Genomic DNA, 26,967 nt, shown 5'->3' on the forward strand with positions numbered 1-26,967 from the left:
GGCTCCTGCTGGACATCGATGCTGCCGCTGGCGCGACTCAGAACGGAATGTCGTCGTCGGCGAAGTCGTCCATCGGCGGCGCGGCCGGCTGCTGGGCCGGTGCCTGGCGCTGCGGGCGCTGGCCGTAGCCGCCGCCCTGGTCCTGGTTGCCGTAGCCGCCACCGCCGCCACCCTGCGGGCGCGGGGCCGACTGGCGCTGCGGGCGCTCGCCGCCGTAGCCGCCACCTTCGCCACGGCCGCCGAGCATCTGCATCTCGTTGGCGACGATGTCGGTGGTGTATTTCTCCACGCCGTCCTGGCCGGTGAACTTGTCGTAGCGGATCTCGCCTTCGACGTAGACCTGCGAACCCTTGCGCAGGTACTCGCCGGCGATTTCGCCGAGCTTGCCGAAGAACACCACGCGGTGCCACTCGGTGCGTTCCTGGTTGTTGCCGTCGCGGTCCTTGCGCACGCTGGTGGTGGCCAGGCTGATGCGGGTCACGGCCATGCCGCTCTGGGTGTACTTCACGTCCGGGTCGTTGCCGAGGTTGCCGACCAGGATGACTTTGTTGATGCCGCGCGCCATGGGATTCGCTCTTTGCGTTGTGTGCCGGGGTTTGTGCCGGCTGCAGCCGGCATCCGTGGTTCCCGGGTGCAGGCGCCGGGAGGGGACGGGACACGGGATGGTAACAACCCATCCCCTTCCCGCCCACCCCGTCGCCTCATCCCGCGTCGTCCGCCGACAGGCTGGTGAGGTAAGCGCCTACGTCGGCGGGCCACTGGCCGACGCGGCCGGCGAAGCCGGCGGCGTCGCCCGCGAACAGGGCGCGGCTGGCCTCCTCGAAGCCCGGCAGGTCGCCGGCCAGCGCCAGCATCGCCCGGTACTGCGCCTCGCGGCGCTGGCGTTGGCCGCCGGCCCCACCTTCGCGCCGGCGCGCCTCCTCCACCAGCCTGCGCAGGGTCGCCGACGCCCCGCCGGGCTGGGCCGCCAGCCATTGCCAGTGGCGCGGCAGCAGGGTGACCTCGCGCGCCACCACGCCCAGCCGCGGCCGGCCGCGTTCCTTCGGCGCGGGCGGTTCCGCTTCATCGGGCGCCGGGAAGCACGCCCGCAGCCGCTCCAGCACCTCGCCGGCATCGCCGCGCAGGTCAAGGTCCAGGCTCTGCCCGGTGCGGTCGTCCAGCAGCAGCAGGGGCCGCCCATCGGCCGCCACGCCCGCGCGCGCGACGGCTTCCCGCACCACCTGCCGCAGTTCGCCGCGGGCCAGCAGGCGGCTTCCTTCGAACAGGGCGTGGGGCGCCTTCAGGGGATCGTTCATGCAGCGTCTCCATATTTGACCCGGGTAATATTGCCACGCTATTTTTACCCGGGCAATATATTCCTCTTCTTCAGGACCAACCCCATGGACAAGCACCAGCGCCGGCAACAGATCGCCGATTACAAACGCCGCCCGGTCCGCCGCGGCATCTACCAGGTGCACTGCACCGCCAGCGGCGAGAGCTGGGCCGGGCCGGCCAACGACCTGTCCACCATCGGCAACCGGCTGTGGTTCACCCTGCGCCTGGGCAACCATCCGCACCGTGCGCTGCAGCAGGCCTGGAATACGCACGGCGCCGGGGCGTTCGAATGGCACGACGCGCTGGAACTGGAAGACGAACCGGACCTGCATGAATTCGAGCGCGCGCGCCTGCTGCAGGACGCGTTGGCCGAGGTCTGCCGGCGGACCGGCGCCACGCCGCTGCGCTGACCCGGCGCGGCGGCGCCCTCGCCGTCGCCGCATGGCATGATGGCCGGCACCTTCACGCTGCCGGTCATGATGGTCATCAAGGGCAAAGCCACGTCACTGGATATCGCGCACATGGCCGGCGTTTCGCAGCCGACGGTGTCGCGTGCCCTGCGCGGCAGCCCGATGGTCAACGCCGAGACGCGCCGGCGCATCCTGGAGATCGCCCGGCAGCTGAACTACAAGGTCGACAAGAACGCCTCCAGCCTGCGCTGCCAGCAGTCCGGCACGCTGGCGCTGCTGTTCTTCGAGGACCCGACCCCAGACGACTCGCTGATCAACCCGTTCTTCCACTCGATGCTGGGCTCGATCACCCGCGCCTGCGCGCTGAAGGGACAGGACCTGCTGGTGTCGTTCCAGCAGCTGTCCAGCGACTGGCACGCCGATTTCGAGGACAGCAACAAGGCCGACGGCATCATCCTGCTCGGCTACGGCGACTACCACGAATCGGTGGAAAGGCTGCAGCGGCTGGTCGAACAGGGCACCCATTTCGTGCGCTGGGGCGCGGCCCTGCCCGGCCAGCCGGGCGTATCGGTGGGCAGCGACAATTTCCAGGGCGGCTACGACATCACCGCGCACCTGCTCGACCAGGGCCGGCGCCGCATCGCCTTCCTCGGCCATGCCTCCAGCCATTACCCGGAGTTCGAGGAACGCTACCGCGGCCACGCGCAGGCGCTGCGCGCGCGCGGCCTGGCGGCCGAGCCGGCGCTGCAGCACGACGCCATCACCACCGAGGAATCCGGCCACGCCGCCTGCGCCGCCCTGCTCGCCGGCGGGCAGCGTTTCGACGCGGTATGCGCGGCCAGCGACCTGATCGCCATCGGCGCGCTGCGCGCCCTGCGCGAGCATGGCCTGCGCATACCGCAGGACGTGGCGGTCACCGGCTTCGACGACATTCCGCTGGCAGCCTCGGTGTCGCCGGCGCTGACTACGGTGCAGCAGGACACCAAGCAGGCCGGGCAGCTGCTGGTGGAGAAGCTGCTGGCGCTGATCGCGCGCGAGCCGGTGGAGAGCCAGAGCATCCCGGTGAAGCTGGTGGTGCGCGAGTCGTCGCGGGCGCGGGAGCAACCGTAGGAGCGGCTTGAGCCGCGAACGCTTTCGTGGCCTTACCGGGAAAGCGCCATCGCGGCTGATGGCCCGAAGCCACCCGGAGCCGCTCCTGCGACATGAGGCCTTACCGGGAAAGCGCCATGCGGGGCCAGCCCCGCATCCAGGGGATCAGGCGAAATCCTTGAGCAGCTCGCCTATGCCCGAAGGCGAGATTTCGAAGCCCAGCGGCGTGCCCGGATTGACCACCACGCCGTAGCCGCCTGGCACCCGCCGCAGCACGTCCAGCATCGGCCAGCGCAGCGTATGCGGCGCCTGCTGGGTGTGGAAACCGACGCGCGCCATGTCGGTGAAAACCGCCACGTGCAGCACGCCCTGCTTGTCGAACAGCAGCGGATCGAAACCGCTGCCGTCGGGCGTGACCAGGCTGCCGGTGAGCAGCACCACCTCCGAGGCGACGAAGGCCTGCATGAAGGCCTTGATCGGCACGGCACCGTCCATGGCCGCCTTCAGCAGCGTTTCGAGCGGAGTCTGCGGGGGAAGCGTGTCCATGGCGGGTGGGTATCGGCGGGGCGAGGATTGTACCGTCGGCGCCGCGCGGCAACTGTAGGAGCGGCTTCAGCCGCGATGGGGCTTTCCCCTGTGACCTCCCGCGCGGCCGGCAGGATCCGCAGGCAGGCCCCGTCGCGGCTGAAGCCGCTCCTACGGGGGGCGCGTCAGCGCGCCAGGCGCGCGTCGCGGGCGGCCTGGTCGGCCATCGCCGCGTCCAGCTGCGCCTGCAGTTCCGGCTGCCGCACCTCGGCGTCGAGCACGTACACCTTGACGCCATGCGCCGGCACCCGCGCCTTCAGCACGTCCCGCACTGCTGCCGCGCCGCCATCCAGCGCGTCGCGCCAGGTGCCGGCCTGCAGGTAGCGGCGCACCTCGACGCTCTGCTCCGCATCGCCCTTGTTGAGCAGCACCAGCGCGGTCTGCGCGGTGTCGCCGTGCTGCAGCACGCGGTAGAACACCGCCTGGTCGCCCTGCAGGCGTTCGTTGACCTGCAGGCCGCGCTGCAGCGCCGGGGTGGTCTCGCGCAGACGCGCGATGCGCTGCAGCGGTGCGAAGATCGGGCTGCGCGGCGCCGCGTCGATGCGTTCCTGGCCGAAGTAGGCGCGGTTGCCGGCATGCTCGGCGCGGCCGCGCATGAAGCCGGTTTCCGAACCGTAGTAGAGCACCGGGATGCCGCGTGCGGTGAACAGCCAGTTGTGCGCGTCGATGAAGCCGTCGTCGCTGGCGTCCAGCCGCGCCATGTCGTGGTTGTCATAGAACGTCATCAGCGCGTACGGGTTGGCGTAGGGGCCGCCTTGCAGGTGCAGTGGCCCGGCCAGCGCCTCGAAACCCTTGCCTTCCCTGCCGAACACCGCCGACAGCGCGCCGCGCAGCGGGAAATCCAGCACGCTGACGTTGGCGTTGGCCGGCCAGGTGTGCTCGGCGATGCGCGCGGCGTCGTAATCGAAGGCCTCGCCGAACATGAACATGCCCGGGTGTTCGCCGCGGATGCGCTTGACGAAGGCATGCCACCACGGATGCGGCAGCCAGCCGATGGTGTCGATGCGCAGCGCGTCCACGCCCTGCGCCGTCCATTGCAGGTAGGCGCCGGCCAGGTAGTCCATCACCGCCGGGTTGTCCTGGTTGAAATCGGACAGTTCGGCCAGGTTGCCGTCGAAGATCGAGCCGGTGGCGCCGTCCACCGGGCCGATGGCGTTGTAGAAGGCGTGCAGCGGGTTGTGCTCCGGGTCCAGCTGCGGCGGCGGCAGGTTCTGGTGGTCGGCAACCAGCTTGCCGTCCTTGTCGAACAGCTGGCCGAACTGCGGCTGCCGCACCGGCATCGTCCACGCCGGCGAGCCGTGGTTGCCGACGATGTCCAGCACCACCTTCAGCCCGGCGTCGTGCAGGCCGCGGGTGAAACCGGAAAAATCCAGGTCCGCGCTCGGCAGGTGTTCGTCGAGCCGGTAGAAATTGACGCCCCAGTAGCCGTGGTAGCCGGTCTTGCCGCGGTCGGTCAGGGTGCTGGTGCAGGTGACCGGCCTGCTGCCGGTGAAGGCCTGGTCGGGGTTGTCGACGATGGGCGTGATCCAGACCGCGCCGAAGCCGAGGCCGCGGATGTAGCCGGCGTTGTCGAGCACGCCTTTGAAATCGCCGCCGAGGTAGCCGATGTTGCCGTCGATGCCGTCCGGGCAGTGCACCGGAATGTCGAAGGTGCGGTGCGCGCCGCCCTGGTCGCGGTGGTCGTTGGCCGGGTCGCCGTTGACGAAGCGGTCGGTGACGACGAAGTACACCGCGTCGCTGGCGAACGGCTCGGTGGTGCCGACGTAGTCCGGGCGGGTGCCGGCCGCCGCGCCGCCGGCCAGCAGTGCAAGGGAAAGCGCCGGCGCAAGGCTGGCCATCGACAGACGCACGCGCATCACACCACCTCCGGACGGGACGGAACCCGCAGCACGCACAGGCCGGCCACGAACAGGCTGCAGCCGCCGAGCACCAGCACGTGCATCGGCACGCCGCCCAGCCACGCGCGCAGGGCGAAGCCGAGCGCGCTGGCGGCCACCAGCTGCGGGATCACGATGAAGAAATTGAAGATGCCCATGTACACGCCCATCTTCGCCGCGGGCACGCTGTCGGACAGCAGCGCATACGGCAGCGACAGGATCGAGGCCCAGGCGAAGCCCACCCCGACCATGGACAACAGCAGCCATGCCGGGTCGGCGATGAACATCAGCGAGACCAGGCCGGCGCCGCCCAGCCACAGGTTGAGCAGGTGGCTCCAGCGCAGGCCCAGGGCCCGCACCATGGCCGGAATGATCAGCGCCGCCAGCGCGGCAAAGCCGTTGTAGGCGCCGAACAGCACGCCCACCCAGTTGGCGCCTTCGTTGTACGCGGCCGACTGCGGGTCGGTGGAGCCGAAATGGGTGCCGGCCACCGCCGCGGTGGTGTAGATCCACATCGCGAACAGCGCGAACCAGGAGAAGAACTGCACCCACGCCAGCCGCCGCATGGTCGGCGGCATCGCGCGCAGGTCGCCGACGATGGCCGCCAGCATGTGCGTGCCCGGCAGCAGCCGCGCCAGCGCCAGCAGCACGCCGTAGGCGGCGCACAGGCCGGCCAGCACGTAGAGCATCCTGTCGCCCTGGCGCCAGGCGATCAGCACCGCAAGCGCGATGCCGAGCAGCAGCCACGCGCCGGCCTGCGCCCATGAAGGCGCGCCGCTGGCCGCCGCGCGGTGCCCGGCGGCGGGTTCGGCGTCGTCGAAGGACGCCAGCTCCGCCGGCGCGTATTCGCGGGTGCTGAACACCGTCCACGCGATCGCCGCCAGCAGCACCACCGCGCCGAAGTAGAACGCATAGCGCACCGTGTCCGGCACCTCGCCCGGCGCGGCGGTGTTGGCCACGCCCCAGTGCGCCAGCAGGTAGGGCAGCAGGCTGGCGACGATGGCGCCGACGCCGATGAAGAAGCTCTGCATCGCGTAGCCGGCCGGGCGCTGGCGCGGCGCCAGCTGGTCGCCGACGAAGGCGCGGAACGGTTCCATCGACACGTTGATCGAGGCGTCCAGCACCCACAGCGTGCCGGCGGCGATCCACAGCGTCGGCGAGTTGGGCATCAGCAGCAGCGCCAGCGTGGTCAGCACCGCGCCGGCCATGAAGAACGGCCGGCGCCGGCCCCAGCGGGTCCAGGTGCGGTCGGACAGGTAGCCGACCACCGGCTGCACCAGCAGGCCGGTCAGCGGCGCGGCGATCCACAGCCCCGGCACCGCCTCCATCGACGCGCCCAGCGTCTCGAAGATGCGGCTGGCATTGGCGTTCTGCAGCGCGAAGCCGAACTGGATGCCGAGGAACCCGAAACACATGTTCCAGATCTGCCAGAACGACAGCTGCGGTTTGCTTTTCATCAAGCGCTTCCCCCCTCCGGGAATCACGGATGCGATGTGCGGCGCCGATGCGCCCGGGCCATGGTAGAGGCCGCCCGGCGGATGCGCACCGCCGGTGCATACGTATTCAGTGCCGCTGCCGGCAATGACGCTGCGCACCAACTGGAATAGTGGCGACACCCGCTTTCCGTTCCCGCACTCCGGAGTCGATACCCGCCATGGCCCCGCCACGCCCCTGCTCCCGCCTGTTCCGCATGAAACTCGCCTTCGTCCTGCTACTGGCCGGCCTGCCCGCGGCGCAGGCGGCCGAGCTGGCCCGCATCGGTTCGCCCGGCGGGGTGCTCACGGTCGCGCTCGAAGCGCAGCACGAAGGGCGCATCGCCTACCGCGTCGAACGCGGGGGCCAGGCGGTGATCGCGCCGTCGCGGCTGGGTTTCCTGCTCGGCGACGGCCGGCTGGAACGCAATCTCGAACTGGTCGGGCAATCCCGCCGCAGCTTCGACGAGACCTGGGAACAGCCCTGGGGCGAGCGCCGCCTGACCCGCAACCACTACAACGAGCTGCGCGCCAGCTTCGCCGAGAAGGCGGTGGACGCCACCCATCCCGGGCGCCGCTTCGACGTGGTGTTCCGCGTCTACGACGATGGCGTCGGCTTGCGCTATGAGTTCCCGAAGCAGGCGGCGATGCAGCAGGCCCGCATCCGCGCCGAGCTGACCGAGTTCGCGCTCGCCCGCCCCGCCACCGCGTGGTGGATTCCGGCGTTCGAGTGGAACCGCGAGGAATACCTGTACCGCCGCACGCCGCTGCGCGAAATCGGCACCGCGCAGACCCCGCTCACCCTGCGCGACGACAGCGGCCTGCACATCTCCCTGCATGAAGCCGCGCTGGTGGACTACGCCGGCATGAACCTGGCCCGCGGCGACGGCGACGTGCTGCGCGCCGCGCTCACCCCCGGCAGCGGCGACGCCGCGGTGGTGCGCACGCTGCCGTTCCACACGCCGTGGCGCACCATCCAGGTCGGCGAGCGCGCCGGCGACCTGGCCGAATCCAGCCTGGTCCTCAACCTCAACGAACCCAACGCCATCGGCGACGTCAGCTGGTTCACCCCGGCCAAGTACGTGGGCGTGTGGTGGTCGCTGCACCTGGAGACCGAGACCTGGGCGACCGGCGCGAAGCATGGCGCCACCACCGCCAACACGCGCCGCTACATCGATTTCGCCGCCGCCAACGGTTTCCGCGGCGTGCTGGTGGAAGGCTGGAACCCCGGCTGGGACGGCAACTGGTTCGCCAATGGCTGGGGCTTCGACTTCACCCGCGCCACCGCCGATTTCGACCTGCCGGCACTGGCGAAGTACGCCGCCGGCAAGGGCGTGCACCTGATCGGCCACCATGAGACCGCCTGCGCGGTCAGCCACTACGAGCGCCAGCTGCCGGCCGCGCTCGAGCTGTACGCGCGCAACGGCGTGGACGTGGTCAAGACCGGCTACGTCTGCGACGCCGGCGACATCCAGCGCCAGGACGAGGAAGGCGGCCCGGTGGTGCGCGAATGGCACGAAGGCCAGTGGATGAGCAACCACCACCTGCGCGTGGTGCGGCAGGCGGCGCAGCGGCATATCGCGGTCAACGCGCACGAGCCGATCAAGGACACCGGGCTGCGCCGCACGTACCCGAACTGGGTTTCGCGCGAGGGCGCGCGCGGCATGGAATACAACGCCTGGGGCGCGCCGCCGAATCCGCCGGAACATGAGGCCACCCTGGTGTTCACCCGCATGCTGGCCGGGCCGATGGACTACACCCCCGGCATCGTCAGCCTGAAGGGCCGCAACGGCCTGCCGCTGCGCAGCACCCTGGCCAAGCAGCTGGCGCTGTACGTGGTGCTGTACAGCCCGGTGCAGATGGTGGCCGACCTGCCCGAGCATTACGCGCAGCATGCCGATGCCTTCCAGTTCATCCGCGACGTGGCGGTGGACTGGGAGGAAAGCCATGTGCTCGACGGCGAGGTCGGGCAGTTCGCGACCATCGCGCGCAGGGCGCGCGGCAGCGGCGAATGGTTCCTGGGCAGCGTCGGCGACGACCAGCCGCGCGAACTGGACACGCCGCTGTCCTTCCTCGAACCGGGCCGCCGCTACCGCGCCGAGATCTACCGCGACGGCGACGGCGCCAACTGGCGCGACCAGCCGTTCGCCTTCGCGCGCGAGACCCGGGAGGTCGGCAGCGGCGACCGCATCGTGCTGAAGCTCGCGCCCGGCGGCGGCGCCGCGATCCGCTTCGTGCCGCTGGATTGATTGCGCCGTGGTGCGACGCCTGCCCCGCATGGCTGTTCGGCCGCCTCATGCCGGGCAAGCCCGGCATCGGCTACCGCGACTGCGCATGACCGACGACGCCTCCTGGCGCCGTTGCCATCGTTGTCATCCAGAAACCTGCCGGGCGTGGCGCGGCCCGGCGCATTGAATACGTATGCAGGCCGATTCCACGACGTTGCCCGCTGATTACCATGCATGACAGTCGCAATCAGACCGCATCGCATCGGCGACGAGGGCCCGGAATCCGAACCGGGCGCACGCACGGAACAACCAAACGACATCACCTGGGAGAGGGGAGAATGTTGAACACCAAGCGCAACCTGTTGAGCGTGGCGCTCGCATCCGCGCTGGCCCTGCAGGCCAGCGGCGCATACGCGCAGAGCAGCACGGACGACGGCAAGAAGAAGGCCGACGCCGTCGAACTGGACACGGTCACCGTCACCGGCATCCGCCGCGGCATCGAGAGCGCGATCTCGGTCAAGCGTGATGCCACTTCGATCGTCGAGGCGGTCTCGGCCGAGGACATCGGCAAGCTGCCGGACGTGAGCATCGCCGAATCCATCGCCCGCCTGCCCGGCCTGGCCGCCCAGCGCGTGGCCGGCCGCGCCCAGGTGATCAGCGTGCGCGGCCTGTCGCCGGACTTCGCCACCACCCTGCTCAACGGCCGCGAGATGGTCAGCACCGGCGACAACCGCAGCGTCGAGTTCGACCAGTACCCGTCCGAGCTGATCAGCGGCGTGACCGTGTACAAGACGCCCGACGCCGGCCTGGTCGGCCAGGGCCTGTCCGGCACGCTGGACATGCAGACCGTGCGTCCGCTCAGTTACAGCGACCGCGTGATCGCCATCAGCGGCCGCTACCAGAAGAACTCGCTGGGCGAAGCCGCCAACGTCGACCCCTACGGCAACCGCTTCAACATCAGCTTCGTGGACAAATTCGCCGACGACACCCTCGGCCTGGCCATCGGCTATTCGCATTCGGACATGGCCAAGCAGGAGAACCAGGTCGGCCTGTACGAACCGTGGCAGGCGCTGGGCGGCAACGACTGGCGCCCGGGCGTGGCCGCCGGCACGTTCTACTCCGACGGCATCAAGGCGCTGCGCCGCACCGGCAACGCCAGGCGCGACGGCGTGATGGCCACCCTGCAGTTCCGCCCCAACAACGCCTGGACCAGCACGCTCGATGCGTTCTACACCAAGGCCAAGGAATACGACACCGCCAACCAGCTGGAAATCCACCTGGGCGGCTACAACGGCGGCTACGACCCGCTGTACCTCACCGACGTGGTGACCCGCGACGGCAGCTTCGTCAGCGGCACCGCGCACAACGTCTATCCGCTGGTGCGCGGCATGTACAACCACCGCGAAGACAGCATCAAGGCCTTTGGCTGGAACAACGAATTCACCTTCGGCGACGTGCGCGTGGTGGCCGACGTCAGCTGGTCCAAGGCCGAGCGCGACGAGATCAACCTGGAAAACAACCTGCAGCTGCTGCCGGCGCCGCAGCTGGATTCGGTGAAGCTCGACTTCGCCGGCGGCAACTTCCCGCGGTTCACGCCGGGCCTGGACTACTCGGACTACGGCAAGCTGTACCTGACCAACACCATCTACGGCTCGGGCTACGGCAAGACCCCGCACGTGGACGACGAGCTGAAGGGCTTCAGGCTGGCGGCCAACTTCCCGGCGCCGGAGGGCTTCAGCTGGTTCAGCGACATCGACGTGGGCTTCAACTACGCCGACCGCAGCAAGGACAAGACCCAGGCCGAGGGCAACATCAACCTCGGCGCGCAGGGCATCACCAGCATCGCCTCCGACCTGCAGTACGCGCCGGTCGACCTGGGCTTCGCCGGCGCCGGCTATATTCCGGCCTGGAACGTCCCGGCGGCCGTGGCCAGGTACATGGTGTTCAAGCCGACCACCACCGAAAGCTACCTGATTCCCAAGCAGTGGACCGTGGAGGAGCAGATCGCCACGATGTTCCTGCGCGCCAACATCAGCACCCAGATCGGCTCGATCCCGGTGCGCGGCAACATCGGCATCCAGGGCCAGCGCGCGGACCAGTCCTCGCAGTCCAACTACTGGGACGGTTCGCAGCCGGCTGGCAGCCAGGTCATTCCGATCGACGAGGGCAGCAAGTACTTCAAGTTCCTGCCCAGCCTGAACCTGGCCTTCGAACTGCCGGCCGAGAATACGGTGCGCTTCGCCCTGGCCCGCCAGGCGGCGCGCCCGCGCGTGGACGAGATGCGCGCCTCGATGGAATTCGGCATGGACACCGGCCAGGGCAAGCCCGGCGCCAGCGGCGGCAATCCGCACCTGAAGCCGTGGCTGGCCAATGCCGTGGATCTGTCCTGGGAAAAATACTTCGGCAACAAGGCCTATATTGCCGCCGCGGTGTTCTACAAGGACCTGAAAACCTACATCTACACCGAAAAGCGCGATGGTTACGATTTCACCAGCCAGGTCGTCGAGTGGCTGAAGATCCCGGCCAACGAAGCACAGCTCCAGGCGCCGGCGCAGATGACCGGCACCTACACCGCGCCGTTCAACGGCAGCGGCGGCAGCCTGCGCGGCGCGGAACTGACCGCCTCGCTGCCGCTGGACCTGTTCGCCGACGCCCTGCGCGGCTTCGGCGTGGTCGCCAGCGCCAGCTTCAACGACAGCAACATCCACATCCCGCCGGATCCGGGCACCACCTCCAGCGTCGGCAATGACCCGATCATGCTGCCGGGCCTGTCCAAGCGCGTGTACAACTTCACCGCCTACTACGAGAACGACGGCTTCGAAGTGCGCCTGAACCAGCGCAAGCGCTCGGACTTCATCGGCGAGATCGGCAACTTCAACGGCAACCGCACCCTGCGCTACGTCAAGGGCGAGAACGTGCTGGACGCGCAGCTGGGCTACAGCTTCGGCGACGGCACGATGTTCCGGGGCCTGAGCCTGTTCCTGCAGGCCAGCAATCTGACCAACTCGAAGTACGAGACCTACGCCGGCAGCAAGGACCGCCCGCTGGAAACCGTGGAATGGGGCCGCAGCTACCAGATCGGCGTGAACTACAAGTTCTGATCCGGCGCCGGTTGTTGCGCGACAAGGCCCGCTGCGCAGGCAGCGGGCTTTTTCGTGCCCGGGTGGGCGTCGCCAGCCGCCACGCCCTGCACCCGTAGGAGCGACTTCAGTCGCGAAAGGGCTTCACCGGTAAAGCCCCATCGCGACTGAAGTCGCTCCTACGAAGGGCGCGCCATTGCCTGCACCGGTACTGTCGCAACCGCCGCGCAGGCAGCGAGCTTTTCGGGCGCGGGAGGCCGGATGCGCAAGTGCATTGGATGGAATCCGCCAACGACGGGATGCGCCAGCCAGAACAGCAGCCAGCCCCACCCCGCCTGCCCCCCCGTAGGAGCGACTTCAGTCGCGATGAGGCTTCACCGGCAAAGCCCCATCGCGACTGAAGTCGCTCCTACGAAGGGCGCGCCATTGCCTGCGCCGGTTCTGTCGCAGCCGTCGCGCAGGCAGCGAGTTTTTCGGGCGCGGGAGGCCGGATGCGCAAGTGCGCTGGATGGAATCCGCAGTATCCAACGACGGGATGCACCAGCCAGAACAGCACCCAGCCCCACCCCGCCTGCTCCCGTAGGAGCGACTTCAGTCGCGAACAGGCTTCACCGGTAAAGCCCCATCGCGACTGAAGTCGCTCCTACGAGGTAGAAGCCATCGCCTGTTTTCCTCTACGCACGCTTCAGGCGATGCCCAACAAAAAGGGCGGAGATCGCTCTCCGCCCTGCTCTGCCGGTGTATCGGCCGCTCAGCCGCGCCGTGCGCAGTACACCGCGTGCGCCGGCAGCACCAGCTCGCCGTCCTCAACATGGCCGGCGACCGGGCCGGGCACGTCCAGGGCCTGCCACGGGCCGGCCGGCAACGCATGCCGCACCGGCGCGGACGACAGGTTGAAGGCCAGCAGCAAAGTCTCGCCTTCGAGCGTGCGCTCGAACAGCAGCACCGGCTCGGCGCTGTCGAGGAAGCGGATCGCGCCGCCCACCAGCGTGGGCTGCGTGTGGCGCCAGGCCAGGAAGGCGCGGAAGGCATTGAGCACCGAACCCGGCGCGGCTTCCTGCGCCTGCACCGACAGCGCGCGGTGCTCGGCCGGGATCGGCAGCCACGGCCTGGCGCTGCTGAAACCGGCCAGCTCGGCGCCGGTCCACGGCATCGGCGTGCGGCAGCCATCGCGGCCCTTGAAGTTGGGCCAGAAGGTGATGCCGTAGGGGTCCTGCAGCGCCTCGAACGGCACCTCGGCCTCGCCCAGGCCCAGCTCCTCGCCCTGGTAGATGCACACCGAACCGCGCAGCGAGCACACCAGCGCGGCCAGCATCTTCGCCATCGACGGATCGGCCGGCGCGCCGCCCCAGCGCGTCACCGCGCGCTGCACGTCGTGGTTGGACACCGCCCAGCACGGCCAGCCGTCGCGCATCGTCGCTTCCAGCTTCTCCACCGTGGCGCGGATGTAGCCGGCGCTGTAGTCGTCCACCAGCAGCTCGAAGCTGTAGCCCATGTGCAGGCGGCCCGGCGCGGTGTACTCGGCGGTGGTGGCCAGCGAATCCTCGGAGGAAATCTCGCCCAGCGTCACCGCGCCGGGGTACTGGTCCAGCAACGCGCGCAGGCGCTCGAGGAAGCCGACGTTCTCCGGCCGGGTGTTGTTGTAGTAGTGGTACTGGAACGCGTACGGGTTGTCCGGGCTGAAGCCGCGGCCCACGCGCTCGCTTTCCGGCTTGGCCGGGTTGTCGCGCAGCTGCGCGTCGTGGAAGCAGAAGTTGATCGAGTCCAGGCGGAAGCCGTCGACGCCGCGGTCCAGCCAGAACTTCACGTAGTCCAGCGTGGCCTGCTGCACCGCCGGGTTGTGGAAGTTCAGGTCCGGCTGCGAGGACAGGAAGTTGTGCAGGTAGTACTGGCGCCGGCGCGGCTCCCACTTCCAGGCCACGCCGCCGAAGATCGACAGCCAGTTGTTGGGCGGCGTGCCGTCCTCGCGCGCGTCGGCCCACACGTACCAGTCGGCCCGGGGGTTGTCGCGGCTCTGCCGGCTCTCGCGGAACCAGTCGTGCTGGTCGGAGGTGTGGCTGAACACCTGGTCGATCATCACCTTCAGGCCCAGCGCGTGCGCCTTCGCCAGCAGGCGGTCGAAGTCGTCCAGCGTGCCGAACAGCGGGTCGACGTCGCGCTGGTCGGCGATGTCGTAGCCGAAATCGGCCATCGGCGAGCGGAAGAACGGCGATACCCAGATCGCATCCACGCCCAGCGAGGCGACGTAGTCGAGCCGGTCGATGATGCCCGGCAGGTCGCCGACGCCATCGCCGTCGGTGTCCAGGAAGCTGCGCGGATAGATCTGGTAGATGACGGCGCCCCGCCACCAGGGAGTGTTCGACATCGAGCGCCCCTCCGGGCTGTGCGTGCCCGCGGCCGGGCATGGATGAACCCGACCAGCTTAGCGGCGGCACCGGAGCCATGGCGCGCTGTGCATACGTATTCACGGCCGCGCGGGCGCTCACGCCCGGTCCTCGGCGGCACCGCCTATAATTGCCCCACGCCCCCCGACGCCATCGCATGAGCATCGCCGAAGACCTCCGCCCCGCGCTGGGCCTGCCCGCCATCCAGACCCTGGCCGCCCCGGACATGGCCGCCGTCGATGCCCTGATCCGCCATCGCCTGTCCTCCGACGTGGTGCTGATCAACCAGATCGCCGACCACATCATTTCCGCCGGCGGCAAGCGCCTGCGGCCGATGCTGGTGATGCTGGCCGGCCACGCCGCCGGCGGCGCCGGCCCCGAACACCACCAGCTGGCGGCGATCATCGAGTTCATCCACACCTCCACCCTGCTGCACGACGACGTGGTGGACGAGTCGGACCTGCGCCGCGGCCGCAGCACCGCCAATGCGCTTTGGGGCAACGCGCCCAGCGTGCTGGTCGGCGATTTCCTGTACTCGCGCAGCTTCCAGCTGATGGTCGAGCTGGACCGCATGCCGGTGATGCGCATCCTGGCCGACACCACCAACCGCATCGCCGAGGGCGAGGTGCTGCAGCTGCTGCACGTCCACAACCCGGACACCGACGAGGCCGCCTACCTGCGCGTGATCGAGCGCAAGACCGCGGTGCTGTTCGCCGCCGGCACCCGCCTGGGCGCGCTGGCCAGCGGCGCCGGCGAAGTCGTGCAGCAGCAGCTCTACGACTACGGCATGGCGCTGGGCTATGCCTTCCAGATCGCCGACGACGTGCTGGACTACTCGGCCAACGCCGAAGAGCTGGGCAAGAACCTGGGCGACGACCTGGCCGAGGGCAAGGCCACGCTGCCGCTGATCCACGCGATGGCGCACTCGGATGCCGCCGTGCGCGAACGCCTGCGCGAAATCGTGCAGGAAGGCGATGCCGGGGCGATGCCGGAAGTGCTGGCCGCCATCCACGCCACCGGCGGCCTGGAATACAGCCGCCAGCGCGCGGTGGAGTACGCCGACGCCGCCGAGCGCGCGCTCGATGGCCTGCCCGAAAGCGAGGCGGTCGCCGCCCTGCGCGGCCTGGCCCGCTACGCGGTCGAACGCAGCCACTGAGCCCGATGACGGCGCTGCACCGCTTCAGCGACGAAGAACGCGCCGTGCTGCTGGCGGTGAAGGGCGTCGGCGCCACCGTGGTGGCGCGGCTGGAACAACTGGGTTTCCACACGCTGCGGCAACTGGCGCGGGCCGAGCCCGGCGACATCGTCAGCCAGGCCGCGGCGATGCTGGGCAGCAGCTGCTGGCGCAACAGCCCGCAGGCGCGCGCCGCGATCACGGGCGCGATCGACGCCGCCCGAACCAGCCTGGTCCGCTGATCCGCCTTCGCCGAGGTTGTGCCGGGAAAGCTCCCCTGCGGGGCAGGCTACGCCGCTACGGGTCAATCGCCCAGGCGTTCTTCCAGGAAGTTGTCCATCATCTTCCAGGCACGTCTGGCCGCGCGCGGGTCGTAGACGCAGCCCGGCGGGCTGTTGGCGTCGGACTCGGCGAAGCAGTGCACCGCACCGCTGAAGTTGACGAACTGCCAGTCGGCGCCGGCCGCGTCCATTTCCCTGCCGAAAGCGGCGATGTCCTCGGCGGTCACGCCCTGGTCGGCGGCGCCGTTGAGCACCAGCATCGGCACCCTGGCGCTGTGCGCCGCGGCCGGTGCCGGCGACGCCAGCCCACCGTGCAGGCTCACCACGCCGGTCAGCGGCATGCCGGCGCGCGCCATTTCCAGCACCGTGGTGCCGCCGAAGCAGAACCCCACCGCGCCGATACGGGCGGCATCCAGCGGCGCCTTGCCGGCCTGCGCCTTCAGCGCCTCAAGCGCCGCCCCGGCACGTGCGCGCAGTTCGGCGCGGTTCTCGCGCAGCGGCCTAGAGGCCGCGGCGGCTTCATCGTTGTCCTTCGGGCGGACCTGCTTGCCGTAGACGTCGGCCACCAGCACCACGTAGTCGTCGCCGGCGATCTGCGCGGCCTTGGCGACGGCCGAGGCGTTCACGCCCCGCCAGTTGGGCACCATCACCACGCCCGGGCGGCGCGCATCGCCGTCGTCGTCATAGACCAGCACCCCACTGTAGGTGGTGCCGCCGTGCTGCCATTCGACCGGACGCTGCTGCATCTTCGCCATGGCGGGCATGGCCGCCGAAACGCACAATGCCAACGCTGCCAACTGCCACTTTCGTGCTGCCTGCATGGGAGTGCTCCGGGTTGGGTTGTCCCGCGGAGTCTACGGGCAAACGCTGCCCTCACCCCAGTGCGCTACGAGCCGCAGCAATCCGAGCCCCTCTCCCGTTCACGGGAGAGGGGTTGGGGTGAGGGAAGCTCCTGGCCCAGGAAGCCAGCGACAAACTCAGCCCACGCCCAACCCGGGAATCGCGCTGATGAGGTCCGGATCAAACCCGGCCAGTTCAGCGAAATGACGGCCGCGCGCCACGTAATCCTTGTAGGCACCGAAACTCGGCGCGCCCGGCGACAGCAGCACCACCCCGCCCTGCGCGCCCAGCGCGGCGCGCGCCAGTTCAACCGCATGCGGCAGGTCGCCGGCGGCATGCAGGCCGAAGTGGCCTGCGTCGGCCAGCGGCTGCAGCAGGGCGTGGATGCGCGGCCCGTTGGCGCCCATGGTGATGATTTCCAGCGGCGCGTCGTCGCGCATGCGCGCGGCGAAGTCGTGCCAGTCCAGGCCGCGGTCATGGCCGCCGACCAGCAGCGCGATGCGCTGCCCGGCGAAGCAGTCCAGCGCCGCCAGCGAAGCGTGCGGCGTGGTGCTGATCGAATCGTTGACCCAGCGCAGGCCATCGCGCTCGCCCAGCAGCTGCAGGCGGTTGGGCAGCGGCCGGAAGCTGCGTACCGCCGGTGCCAGCGCCACCGCGTCCAGGCCCAGCGCCTCCAGCGCCGCCAGCACCGCGCACAGGTTGCCGCGGTTGTGGCGGCCCGGCAGCGGCGTGTCCGAAGTATCGAACACCGGCTGCGCGCCGCGGTGCACCACCTCGCCGACCATGTGCCAGCCTTCGGGCTGGTTGAACCACACGATCCGGCTGTGCGGCAGCTGCAGCGCGCGCAGGTGTTCATCGGCGGCATTGAGCACCGCCACGCGCGGGTGGCCGCCGGTCACCAGCGACAGCTTGTCGTCGATGTAGCGCTGCTCGCTGCCGTGCCAGTCCAGGTGCTCGGGGAAAATGTTCAGCACGATGGCCACGTCCGGCCGCGCGCCGCTGCGCGCGACCTCGCCGGTCTGGTAGCTGGACAGTTCCACCGCCCAGTACTCGGGTGCCGGCTGCGGGTCCAGGACTTCCAGCAGCGGCAGGCCGATGTTGCCGGCCAGCCCGGTGCGGTGCCCGGCCGCGCGCAGCAGGTGCGCCAGCAGCGAAGTGGTGGTGCTCTTGCCCTTGGTGCCGGTCACGCACACCGTGCCGGGCAGCGTGCCGTCGGCGCGCGCGTGCTCGCTGAACCACAACGAGGTGCCGCCGATGAATTGCGTGCCGCGCGCCGCGGCGGCCACTGCCTCGGGCCGGTACGGGCTGATGCCCGGCGATTTCACCACCACCTCGAAACGCGACAGGGCATCGCCGGTCACTTCGGTTTCCACCTGCAGCGCGCCGCCGCCCTCGGCGCGCGCGCCCTCGGCTTCGGCCTCGGGGCAGAACAGGGTCAACGGCAGGCCGGGCAGGCGTCCACGCAGCGCGTGGAAGGCGGCACGGCCTTCGCGGCCCCAGCCCCACAGCGCGACGCGCCTGCCCTCAAGCTGCGAAATCCGCACGCAGGCGCTCCCACAGGGCCGCGGGGATGCGGTGCTCGCCATCGATCACCAGCAGCGGCTCGATCTTCAGTTCGTCGGCCGCCAGCGTCGGCTGGATCAGGCTGGCGAAACGCTTGACCAGCACGTCCTCCTTCCATTCCGGGCGCGCGGCCAGCGTCGCCAGCGCCGCGCGCGACTCCCTGCCTTCGCCCACGCATTCGAACGGCTTGTGGTCCTGGAATTCCAGCAGCGCGTCGAAGCCGCCGGCCTGGTCGCCGTCGTCGAGCAGGTTGCGGCCGAAGATGCGCACCAGCCGGGTCTTGGGCATGAACGGCGCCAGCGCCAGGAAGACGAAGTGGCACTTCGGGCAGACACCGCACCAGCGGTTCACCGGGCGCTCGCCGAGGATGTGGAAATTGCGGTTGCAGCTGGAGAAATGCGCGTCGTAGTAGTCGGTTTTCGCGAACTGCCGCGCCACCGCCAGCTCGGACAGCGGCCGCAGCAGCGAGTAGTAGTGCAGGTCGGCGGCGACATGGCGCTGCACGTATTCGCCGAACGCCTTCTCGAACGCCCAGCCCTTGGACCACTGGTGGTTGACCTCGCCGGTGCCGGCGATCTGGCTGCCGTAGCTGGCCGAGCGTTCGTTGGAGAACACCACCTGGTCCACGCCCTGCAGCAGCGCCGCCAGCACCATGATCGCCGAGTTCACCGCGGTCACCGGGATGTGGCCGTTCCACGCGCCCTGGCGGTTCAGTTCGAACAGTTCCGGCGCCAGCGTGCGGCCGATGTTGAGCATCGGCAGGCCGGTACGCTCGGCGCAGGCGCGGATCAGCTGCGAGCCGCCGATCCAGGTGACGGTCTCGGCGACGCCGGCGTGGCGCAGCGCCTCGATGCTGACCAGCGAATCCTTGCCGCCGCCGATGGCGACCAGCGCGTGTTCGCGCAGGCTGAGTACGGGTGCAGCCGAGGAGCCCCTCTCCCCTTGGGAGAGGGGTTGGGGTGAGGGTTCGACGGAGGCAGCAGCGGCTCCGGCAACCGCAGTGGCGGCCGTCCCCTCACCCCCGGCCCCTCTCCCGGAGGGAGAGGGGGGCGAAACCGGCAGCCTGAAGCGGCCGCGCAGGTCCAGGCCGTTGCGGTAGGCGAATTCGCCCAGGCCGTTGAGGTAGATCGTTTCCACCAGCGCCGCGGTATCGGCGTCGATGGCGTAGCCGTCGATGCACACCTGCGCCGGCACCGCCGCCTTGTAGTAGCTCACCCCGGCAACCAGGTGCAGCAGGCGCAGGGCGCGCTGCACCGCCGCCGCGCGTTCGCCGTCCAGCTGGAACGGCGCACCCGGCACGGTGACGGTCTCGGTCATCTCCGGGCCGTCGTCGAAGGCGTACACCAGCCGCGCCACGCCGGTATCCGCGGCGAAATCGCAGCGGACGAAACGGAAGCGGGAAACCTGGTCTTTGTCGAAAGCTGTCATGGCGTATCCGGAATCAAGCGGGGCGCGGCGTGCGGTGGCGCGTTGGCGCGGCGGAGCGAAGGGGTGGGCGGGGCATGGAGGTCATTGCGCATCGTCGATGACGTCCTCGCGCGGCAGCGCGCGGTGGTTGTAGTGGCTGGCCATGCTGAAACCATAGGCGCCGGCGTCGGCGATCAGCATCACGTCGTCCGGCGCGGTGGCGGACGGCAGCTTCACCCGCTGCGCGAACACGTCGCTGGATTCGCAGATCGGGCCGACCACGCTGAAATCCACGTCGCGCGCGTCATCCAGCCGCGACAGGTTGGCGATGTCGTGCCAGGCGTCGTACAGCGCCGGGCGCAGCAGCGCGTTCATGCCGGCGTCCAGGCCGACGCGGCGCACGCCGTCCTTCTCCACCACCTGGGTGGCGCGGGCCAGCAGCACGCCGGCCTCGGCGACCAGGAAGCGGCCCGGTTCGACCGCCAGCTGGAACGCCGGGTGCACCGCCTTGATCTCGGCCAGGCCGGTGGCCCAGGCCTCGAGGTCGAACGGCTCGTCGTCGTCGCTGTACGGCACCGGCAGGCCGCCGCCGATGTCGAGTATCTCCACGCTGCCGATGCGGCGCGCGAAGCCGGCCAGCTCGTCCACCATCTGCTTCCAGTGGCCGCTGTTCTCCACGCCGCTGCCCAGGTGCGCATGGATGCCGGTGACGCGCACGCCCAGGCCGCGCGCCACGTCGAGGAATTCGTCCACGCGCTGCGCGGACAGGCCGAACTTGGCTTCCTTGCCGCCGGTGTTGACCTTGCGGTGGTGGCCGTCGCCATGGCCCAGGTCGATGCGCAGCCACAGCGCGCGGTCGCGGAATACGTCCGGCCAGCGCCGCAGCAGTTCGACGTTGTCGACGGTGACGTTGACGCCGCGCGCCAGCGCCGCCGCGTATTCGTCGATCGGGGCGAAGCTCGGGGTGAACAGCACGCGCGAGGGCGGCAGCGCCGGCAACGTGGCGAACACGTGCTCGACCTCGCCCAGCGACACGCATTCCAGGCCGAATCCTTCCTCGACCAGCGCGCGCAGGATGGCCGGGTGCGGGTTGGCCTTGATCGCGTAGTAGCGGCGGTCCAGCGCCGCCACCGCCTTCAGCTGGCGGGCGCGCTCGCGCACCGTCGGCAGGTGGTAGACGTAGCGCGGCGTGCCCTGCGCGGCCAGTTCCAGCAGCTGCCGGCGCTGTTGCGGCGCGCGCCACCACGGCGTCGCGCGCGGGCGCACGCGGCCGATGATCTCGCGCCAGCGCGGGCCGAACACCTGCTCCTCGTACACCGGCATGGCGCCGCTGTCGATCAGCTCGTCGTGCAGGATCGGCAGCAGGCCATCGGCGTCGGCCTCGTCGATCACGAAGGTCAGGTTCAGGTCGTTGGACGACTGCGAGATCATGTGCACGCGCTCCTTGCCGAACGTGGCCCACACGTCCGAGAGCTTGTACAGCAGCGAGCGCATGCCGCGGCCGACCAGGGTGATGGCCGCGCACGGCACGATCACCTTGACCTTGCAGATCGCCGACAGGTCGGCCGACAGCGCGGCCAGCACGTCGGTGCTGACCAGGTTTTCGGACGGGTCCAGCGAGACAGTGACGTTGGTCTCGGCCGAACCGATCAGGTCCACCGACAGGCCGTGCTTCTTGAACAGCTCGAATACATCGGCGAGGAAGCCGACCTGCTGCCACATGCCGATGCCTTCCATCGACACCAGCACGATGCCGTTGCGGCGGCTGATCGCCTTCACCCCCGGCACCGGCTCGGCGCTGCCGTCGATGCTGGTGCCCGGCATGTGCGGGCGCTCGGTGTCGAGGATGGCCATCGGCACGCCGGCGTCGCGGCACGGCTTGATCGAGCGCGGATGCAGCACCTTGGCGCCGGTGGTGGCGATTTCCTGCGCCTCGTAATAGTCCAGCCGGGTGAGCAGGCGCGCGTCCGGCACGTCCTTCGGGTTGGCGCTGAACATGCCCGGCACGTCGGTCCAGATCTCCACGCGGCTGGCACGCAGCAGCGCGCCGAAATACGCGGCCGAGGTATCGGAACCGCCGCGGCCGAGGATCGCGGTGCCGCCATCGCCATGGCGGGCGATGAAACCCTGGGTGATCAGCATGCGCGTGGGCTGGGCGTTGAAGCGCTCGCTGAAACCGGCCTCGCCCTGCCACTGGCAGTTCACCGACAGGCGTTGCGACCAGGCGCTCTGGTTCGGCGCCGGCGGCTGCGCCTGCAGCCAGTCGCGCGCGTCCATCCAGCCGAAATCCAGGCCGTTGCCGCGCAGGTAGGCCGCGCCGATGGTCGAGGACAGCAGTTCGCCCTGGCCCAGCACCTCGGCCTGCCAGTCCAGCGGGCGGCGGGCCGCGCGCGGGTCGTCGAGCAGCGCGGCCAGCGCCGCCAGCCGTCCGGCCAGCACCTCGGCGCCCAGTTCCAGCTCGGCGAGGAAGTCGTTGTGGCGCGCGACCAGCGCGGCGACCCGTTCGCGGCTGTCGGCGGCGCCATCGGCGATGGCGGTCAGTTCATTGGTCACGCCCGACAGCGCGGACACCACTACCAGCACCCGACCGCCGGTCTCCTCCGCACGTTTTTTCGCCAGTTCCCCGATCGTGTTCCAACGATGACGACGCGACACCGAGGTGCCACCGAACTTGAGGACGATCCAGCGATCGACGAGGGGGGAAGAGGACATTGGGGTGGGGGTTCACGTTGGGGGAAAGACCCGACAGGCGGGCGGAACCGTCGATTCTATAGCCATGCCCCGCCGCGCGGAGCCGCCGCTTGCGGGCGACAGCATTGCAGCGCCGGCACACCCGCCAACGGCGGGCCGCATGCCGCGCAGCGCTCGCGGCCGGAGCGCGCCGGGCCTATGCTGGCCCGCCCTCGCCGACGCCTCCGCCATGACCACCCACCGTTTCCTGCAACTGGACGTCTTCGCCCCCTGCCCCGGCACCGGCAACCCGCTGGGCGTCGTGTTCGACGCGGACGGGCTCCCCGCCGCGCGGATGCAGGCACTGGCCGCGTGGCTGAATCTGTCCGAGACGGTGTTCTTCCTGAAACCCGACGCGCCGGGCGCCGACTACCACATCCGCATTTTCACCCCCAGCAGCGAGCTGCCGTTCGCCGGCCACCCCAGCGTCGGCGCCGCCTGGGCGGCGGTGCGCTGCGGCCTGGCCACGCCCCGCGACGGCGCGCTGCTGCAGCAGTGCGCCGCCGGCCTGCTGCCGGTGCGGGTGGGCGGCGCGGCCGACGCACCGCATGTCGAGCTGGCCAGCCCGCCGGCGCGGCAGCGGGACACCGCGCCCGGCGCGGTTCCGCCGGCGCTGCTGGCGCTGGCCGCCGCCGGCCATGTCCCGGAGCTGTGGGACAACGGGCCGCGCTGGTGGCTGCTGCCGCTGCGCGATGCCGCCGCCGTGCGCGGCCTGCAGCCGGACATGGCCGCCCTGCGCGACTGGACCAATGCCACCGGCGCGACCGGCGTGGCGGTGTTCGCCGACGAAGCCGGCGCCGGCCACGCCCGGGTGGTGCGCGCGTTCTGCCCGGGCGATGCGGTGAGCGTGCCGGAGGACCCGGTGACCGGCAGCGCCAACGCGCTGATCGGCGCCTGGCTGCACCGGCGCGGCGCCCTGCCCGGCGGCGGGGACGGCTATGTCGCCAGCCAGGGCCGCGAGGTGGGCCGGGACGGCCAGGTGCAGGTACGGGTCGATGCGCAGGGCACGGCGTGGATCGGCGGCCAGGTGCAGTGCGTGATCGACGGCAGCGTGCACTGGTAGCGCTGCCGGCACGGTGATCCTGCAGACGCCGCCTGCGCCGTGCGTCATGGCGGCGGCCGCGCCAACCACGCCGGCACGGCCTCTGAAGCGCGGCCCGGCGCGACTACAGGCTAAGCTGCGCGCCATCCTTCCCTGGAGTTGCCGCCCGATGTCCGCACGCCGTTTCCTGCAGCTGGATGTGTTCGCCGCCCGCCCCGGCGCCGGCAATCCGCTGGCCGCCGTGGTCGATGCCGACGGCCTGGACGATGCCGCCATGCAGGCCATCGCCGCCTGGCTGAACCTGTCCGAGACGGTGTTCTTCCTGCCGCCGGAAGCCGGCGCGGATTACCGCATCCGCATCTTCACCCCGAAGATGGAACTGCCCTTCGCCGGCCACCCCAGCGTCGGCGCGGCCTGGGCCGCGGTGGAACTGGGCCTGGCCACGCCCGACGACCAGGGCCGGCTGGTCCAGCAATGCGCGGCCGGCCTGCTGCCGGTGCGCGTGCAGGGCGGCGGCCGTTTCCGCCTGCTGCACGTGCGCAGCCCGCAGGCGCAGCGCCGCGACATCGCCGCAGCGCCGTTGCCGCCTGGCCTGGCCGGACTGGCGCACCCCGGCGCGGAACCCGCGCTGTGGAACAACGGCCCGGACTGGTGGCTGCTGGAAGCGACCGACGAGACCGCGCTGCGCCGCTACAAACCCGAGCTGGCCGCCATCGCCGCCCTGCCCGGCAAGGGCAAGCTCGCCGTGTTCGCCGCGGCGGCGCGGCCCGACGTCGGCTACCAGTACGTGGTGCGCGCCTTCGCCCCGGGCGTGGGCGTGGACGAAGACCCGGTGACCGGCAGCGCCAACGCGCTGGTCGCCGCGCAGCTGCTGGCGCAGGGCCGGCTCGCGCCGGGGCAGCAGTACCGCGCCAGCCAGGGCCGCGAGCGCGGCCGCAACGGCGAGGTCCACGTGCAGGTGGACGCCGATGGCCATGTCTGGATCGGCGGCGAAGTGCAGCCGGTCATCGACGGCCATCTGGACTGGTAAGCCCGCCTCCCGGAAGGAGAGGAAAAGACAGACTCGTTCCTTCTCCCGCCGGGAGAAGGTGCCCCGAAGGGGCGGATGAGGGGACTCCCCCCTCGACCTGTACCCCACCAGACACACGAAAATCCCATGACCACCCGCCGCTTCCTGCAACTGGACGTCTTCGCCCCCCGCCCCGGCACCGGCAACCCACTGGCCGTGGTGCTCGACGCCGACGGCCTGGACGATGCCGCCATGCAGGCCATCGCCCGCTGGACCCGTCTGCCCGAGACCACCTTCGTCTTCGCGCCCACCACGCCGGGCAGCAGCTACCGCATCCGCATGTTCGCGCCGCAGAAGGAGGTGCCGTTCGCCGGCCATCCCAGCGTCGGCAGCGCGCATGCGGTGCTGGAATGCGGACTGGCCGCGCCGGTCGACGGCCTGCTGGTGCAGGACGGCATCGCCGGCCAACTGCCGCTGCGCGTGGACGAGGCCGATGGCGTGCGCCGCATCGCCATCCGCACGCCGCGCGCCGCGGTGGCGGAAGTGGTGGATGCCGCCGATGCGCGCCTGCGCCCGGCCATCGCCGGCTGGTCGCTGGGCGCGCTGCCGCCGGTGCTGATGGACGGCGGCCGCCGCTGGTGGCTGGTGGAACTGGCCGACGAGACCACGCTGCGCGCCCTGGCCCCCGACTGGGACGCCATCGCCACGCTGGCCGAGGCCAGCGGCGCGATGGGCGTGTTCGCCTATGCCCGCAGCGACGCGCCCTCCCACGACCTGGCGGTGCGCGCCTTCGTCGGCAACGGCCGCCGCTTCGAGGACGCCGCCTCCGGCGCGGCCAACGCCGTGCTCGCCGCGTGGCTGGACGAACGCAACGCCCTGCCCGGCCGCGGCAGGCGCTACACCGCCAGCCAGGGCCGCGAGGTCGGCCACGACGCGCTGCTGGAACTGCGCATCGACGAACACGGCGAGGTGTGGTCCGGCGGCCAGGTGCAGACGGTGATCCGCGGAACCATCGACTGGTAGCCGGGGCGGGAACATTCCCCACTACACTGGGCCCCGGGGAACCCGCACTACCGATCAACCATCCAGGAAGGGGGAACACATGCTGTCATGTGCCTGCTGTGGAAGCACCGTGCTGCTCGCGAAGAAGGCCGGGGAGCACCGATACTGCAATGAGCAATGCGCCGCCATCGGCCCGATCCATCAGGTCGCCCGCACCATTCCCGAGGAGCACACGCGGCTCGAGGCGATGAAGATTCACCGCTCCACCTGTCCCACATGCAAACAGGGCAACGGCCCCGTCGACCTGCACTACGCCCACACCATCGTGTCCTTCCTGCTCGCGACCCAATGGCGCAGCAAAGCCATGCTCTGCTGCAAGCGCTGTGCGGCGAAGACCCAGGCCATCGCGCTGCTTCAATCCGCCGTCGCCGGATGGTGGGGATTTCCGTGGGGCATCCTGGGGACACCCATCACCCTGTTGAGAAACATGATCGGCCTGGCTGGAAAAACAGGGAGGTCCGGTCCGTCCAGAGATCTTCTTCGGCACGTGCGCTCGACGCTGGCCGCCAACAAGATATGGCACGAGCGGGAGGAGCGCCTTGCAGGCTCCATCCAGGCGGTCGAGTCCGCACGCAGCGCCTTGCCGGCGAAGTAGATGCAGGATTGCAGGAGCGCGCTTGGCGCGCTCCTGCCGGATCTCCACGATGCCTCAGCGCGAAGCGCGCAGCGCCTGCTGTTCGACCAGGGTGAGCGCGACGTTGTCGCGCAGGTAGGCCGGCTGCACCAGCTCCGGGGCGATGCCCTCGCCGCGGGCGAAGGCCGGCACGGCGATCTTCAGCACGTCCGAAGCGCGCGGCAGCGCCTGCGCATCGACCGACGACAGCCGGGCCTGCAGGCGCGTGGCGAGCAGGCCGTCGGCGGCGGCGAAGCCGGTGCCGACACCGGCCCAGCGGCTGCCGTCGTCGGGCAGCTGCAGCGCGTCCGGGGCGATCACCACTTCCGGCCCCTGCGCGTCCCACCGGCCATCGTCGCGGCGCAGGCAGCGCGCGGCGTACACCTCGCCCATGCGCGCATCGATGCTGGCCAGCACGTGGGTGGCGTCGTCCGGCGCCTGCAGCGCCAGCACCTGCAGCGTGGACACCGGCAGCAGCGGCCGGTCCAGCGCCAGCGCGATGCCCTGGGCGATGGCGATGGCCAGGCGCACGCCGGTGAAGGCGCCGGGGCCGCGCCCCAGGGCGATGGCGTCCAGCTGCGCACGCACGATGCCGGCTTCGGCCAGCAGCTGTTCGGCCCACGGCAGCGTCAGTTCGGCATGCCGGCGCGGCGCGATCTCGAAGCGTTCCAGCACCTGCCCATCGACATGCAGGGCGACGGAACAGGCTTCGGTGGCGGTTTCCAGGGCGAGCAGGTTCATGGGGCAAAGGACGGGAAAACAGGGAGCAAGGGTAGCACTGTGCCCATGCGCCCCCTTCGATCGAGC

General features: G+C 70.3%; 21 protein-coding genes. 10 read left to right on the forward strand and 11 right to left on the reverse strand.

What is annotated here, in order from left to right:
* Positions 1 to 37 precede the first annotated feature (37 nt).
* Together AC06FP_RS08180 and AC06FP_RS08185 are read right to left on the reverse strand one after the other, a co-directional pair.
* Positions 38 to 565: a single-stranded DNA-binding protein gene (locus AC06FP_RS08180; protein ID WP_478075156.1), complete on the reverse strand. Its 528-nt coding sequence runs from the start codon at positions 563 to 565 to the stop codon at positions 38 to 40.
* 136 nt (positions 566 to 701) lie between these two features.
* Positions 702 to 1,295, reverse strand: coding sequence for a DUF2239 family protein (locus tag AC06FP_RS08185; protein ID WP_478075157.1), 594 nt, complete (start codon positions 1,293 to 1,295; stop codon positions 702 to 704).
* 84 nt (positions 1,296 to 1,379) lie between these two features.
* Here AC06FP_RS08185 and AC06FP_RS08190 point away from each other — a divergent pair, with 84 nt between their 5' ends.
* Together AC06FP_RS08190 and AC06FP_RS08195 are read left to right on the forward strand one after the other, a co-directional pair.
* Entirely contained in the window at positions 1,380 to 1,724 is a 345-nt protein-coding gene (locus tag AC06FP_RS08190) for a GIY-YIG nuclease family protein (RefSeq protein ID WP_478075158.1), read from the forward strand.
* A gap of 69 nt (positions 1,725 to 1,793) precedes the next feature.
* Positions 1,794 to 2,834, forward strand: coding sequence for a LacI family DNA-binding transcriptional regulator (locus AC06FP_RS08195; protein WP_478075305.1), 1,041 nt, complete (start codon positions 1,794 to 1,796; stop codon positions 2,832 to 2,834).
* A gap of 144 nt (positions 2,835 to 2,978) precedes the next feature.
* Here the strand turns inward: AC06FP_RS08195 and AC06FP_RS08200 are convergent, their stop codons facing one another.
* From AC06FP_RS08200 to AC06FP_RS08210, 3 genes are all read right to left on the reverse strand, one after another.
* Positions 2,979 to 3,359: an SseB family protein gene (locus AC06FP_RS08200; RefSeq protein WP_478075159.1), complete on the reverse strand. Its 381-nt coding sequence runs from the start codon at positions 3,357 to 3,359 to the stop codon at positions 2,979 to 2,981.
* A gap of 164 nt (positions 3,360 to 3,523) precedes the next feature.
* Positions 3,524 to 5,254, reverse strand: a complete 1,731-nt coding sequence (locus tag AC06FP_RS08205; protein WP_478075160.1) for an alpha-amylase family glycosyl hydrolase — start codon at positions 5,252 to 5,254, stop codon at positions 3,524 to 3,526.
* Positions 5,254 to 6,732, reverse strand: coding sequence for an MFS transporter (locus tag AC06FP_RS08210; protein WP_478075161.1), 1,479 nt, complete (start codon positions 6,730 to 6,732; stop codon positions 5,254 to 5,256). Before AC06FP_RS08210 ends, AC06FP_RS08205 begins: the two co-directional genes overlap by 1 nt.
* Positions 6,733 to 6,929: 197 nt before the next feature.
* Here AC06FP_RS08210 and AC06FP_RS08215 point away from each other — a divergent pair, with 197 nt between their 5' ends.
* Positions 6,930 to 8,996, forward strand: coding sequence for a glycoside hydrolase family 97 protein (locus tag AC06FP_RS08215; RefSeq protein ID WP_478075162.1), 2,067 nt, complete (start codon positions 6,930 to 6,932; stop codon positions 8,994 to 8,996).
* Between the two features lie 317 nt (positions 8,997 to 9,313).
* Entirely contained in the window at positions 9,314 to 12,076 is a 2,763-nt protein-coding gene (locus AC06FP_RS08220; protein ID WP_478075163.1) for a TonB-dependent receptor, read from the forward strand.
* Positions 12,077 to 12,806: 730 nt separating this feature from the next.
* Here AC06FP_RS08220 and AC06FP_RS08225 read toward each other — a convergent pair.
* The gene (locus AC06FP_RS08225; protein WP_478075164.1) at positions 12,807 to 14,420 is read right to left on the reverse strand and encodes an alpha-glucosidase; all 1,614 of its coding nucleotides are present in this window, start codon (positions 14,418 to 14,420) and stop codon (positions 12,807 to 12,809) included.
* Positions 14,421 to 14,596: 176 nt separating this feature from the next.
* On the opposite strand from AC06FP_RS08225, the gene AC06FP_RS08230 reads away from it, so the two are divergent.
* On the forward strand, positions 14,597 to 15,595 hold the full coding sequence (locus AC06FP_RS08230) for a polyprenyl synthetase family protein (RefSeq protein WP_478075165.1): 999 nt from the start codon (positions 14,597 to 14,599) through the stop codon (positions 15,593 to 15,595).
* Positions 15,596 to 15,600: 5 nt separating this feature from the next.
* Positions 15,601 to 15,855 (forward strand): helix-hairpin-helix domain-containing protein, encoded by a 255-nt coding sequence (locus tag AC06FP_RS08235; RefSeq protein ID WP_478075166.1) that lies wholly within the window; start codon positions 15,601 to 15,603, stop codon positions 15,853 to 15,855.
* A 62-nt stretch (positions 15,856 to 15,917) separates the two neighbouring features.
* Here AC06FP_RS08235 and AC06FP_RS08240 read toward each other — a convergent pair whose 3' ends face one another.
* The 4 genes from AC06FP_RS08240 to AC06FP_RS08255 all read right to left on the reverse strand — a co-directional run bounded on the left by AC06FP_RS08240 (position 15,918) and on the right by AC06FP_RS08255 (position 22,416).
* A complete protein-coding gene (locus AC06FP_RS08240; RefSeq protein ID WP_478075167.1) occupies positions 15,918 to 16,715 on the reverse strand; it encodes a dienelactone hydrolase family protein in 798 nt (265 codons plus the stop codon).
* A 156-nt stretch (positions 16,716 to 16,871) separates the two neighbouring features.
* Positions 16,872 to 18,278, reverse strand: coding sequence for a UDP-N-acetylmuramoyl-L-alanine--D-glutamate ligase (murD, locus tag AC06FP_RS08245; protein WP_478075168.1), 1,407 nt, complete (start codon positions 18,276 to 18,278; stop codon positions 16,872 to 16,874).
* On the reverse strand, positions 18,259 to 19,725 hold the full coding sequence (murL, locus tag AC06FP_RS08250; protein ID WP_478075169.1) for a UDP-N-acetyl-alpha-D-muramoyl-L-alanyl-L-glutamate epimerase: 1,467 nt from the start codon (positions 19,723 to 19,725) through the stop codon (positions 18,259 to 18,261). Before murL ends, murD begins: the two co-directional genes overlap by 20 nt.
* Positions 19,726 to 19,806: 81 nt before the next feature.
* Positions 19,807 to 22,416, reverse strand: coding sequence for a bifunctional aspartate kinase/diaminopimelate decarboxylase (locus tag AC06FP_RS08255; RefSeq protein WP_478075170.1), 2,610 nt, complete (start codon positions 22,414 to 22,416; stop codon positions 19,807 to 19,809).
* 208 nt (positions 22,417 to 22,624) lie between these two features.
* On the opposite strand from AC06FP_RS08255, the gene AC06FP_RS08260 reads away from it, so the two are divergent.
* The 4 genes from AC06FP_RS08260 to AC06FP_RS08275 all read left to right on the forward strand — a co-directional run bounded on the left by AC06FP_RS08260 (position 22,625) and on the right by AC06FP_RS08275 (position 26,142).
* Positions 22,625 to 23,497 (forward strand): PhzF family phenazine biosynthesis protein, encoded by an 873-nt coding sequence (locus AC06FP_RS08260; protein WP_478075171.1) that lies wholly within the window; start codon positions 22,625 to 22,627, stop codon positions 23,495 to 23,497.
* Between the two features lie 148 nt (positions 23,498 to 23,645).
* Positions 23,646 to 24,506, forward strand: coding sequence for a PhzF family phenazine biosynthesis protein (locus AC06FP_RS08265; RefSeq protein WP_478075172.1), 861 nt, complete (start codon positions 23,646 to 23,648; stop codon positions 24,504 to 24,506).
* Between the two features lie 126 nt (positions 24,507 to 24,632).
* Entirely contained in the window at positions 24,633 to 25,508 is an 876-nt protein-coding gene (locus tag AC06FP_RS08270) for a PhzF family phenazine biosynthesis protein (protein ID WP_478075173.1), read from the forward strand.
* Positions 25,509 to 25,617: 109 nt separating this feature from the next.
* Positions 25,618 to 26,142 carry a hypothetical protein gene (locus AC06FP_RS08275; RefSeq protein WP_478075174.1) on the forward strand — a complete coding sequence of 175 codons (525 nt, stop codon included), beginning with the start codon at positions 25,618 to 25,620 and terminating at the stop codon, positions 26,140 to 26,142.
* A gap of 54 nt (positions 26,143 to 26,196) precedes the next feature.
* On the opposite strand, the gene tsaB is transcribed toward AC06FP_RS08275, so the two are convergent.
* Positions 26,197 to 26,901 carry a tRNA (adenosine(37)-N6)-threonylcarbamoyltransferase complex dimerization subunit type 1 TsaB gene (gene tsaB / locus AC06FP_RS08280; RefSeq protein WP_478075175.1) on the reverse strand — a complete coding sequence of 235 codons (705 nt, stop codon included), beginning with the start codon at positions 26,899 to 26,901 and terminating at the stop codon, positions 26,197 to 26,199.
* Positions 26,902 to 26,967 lie beyond the last annotated feature (66 nt).

It is taken from the genome of Stenotrophomonas sp. Steno-Z2, from assembly GCF_056393235.1.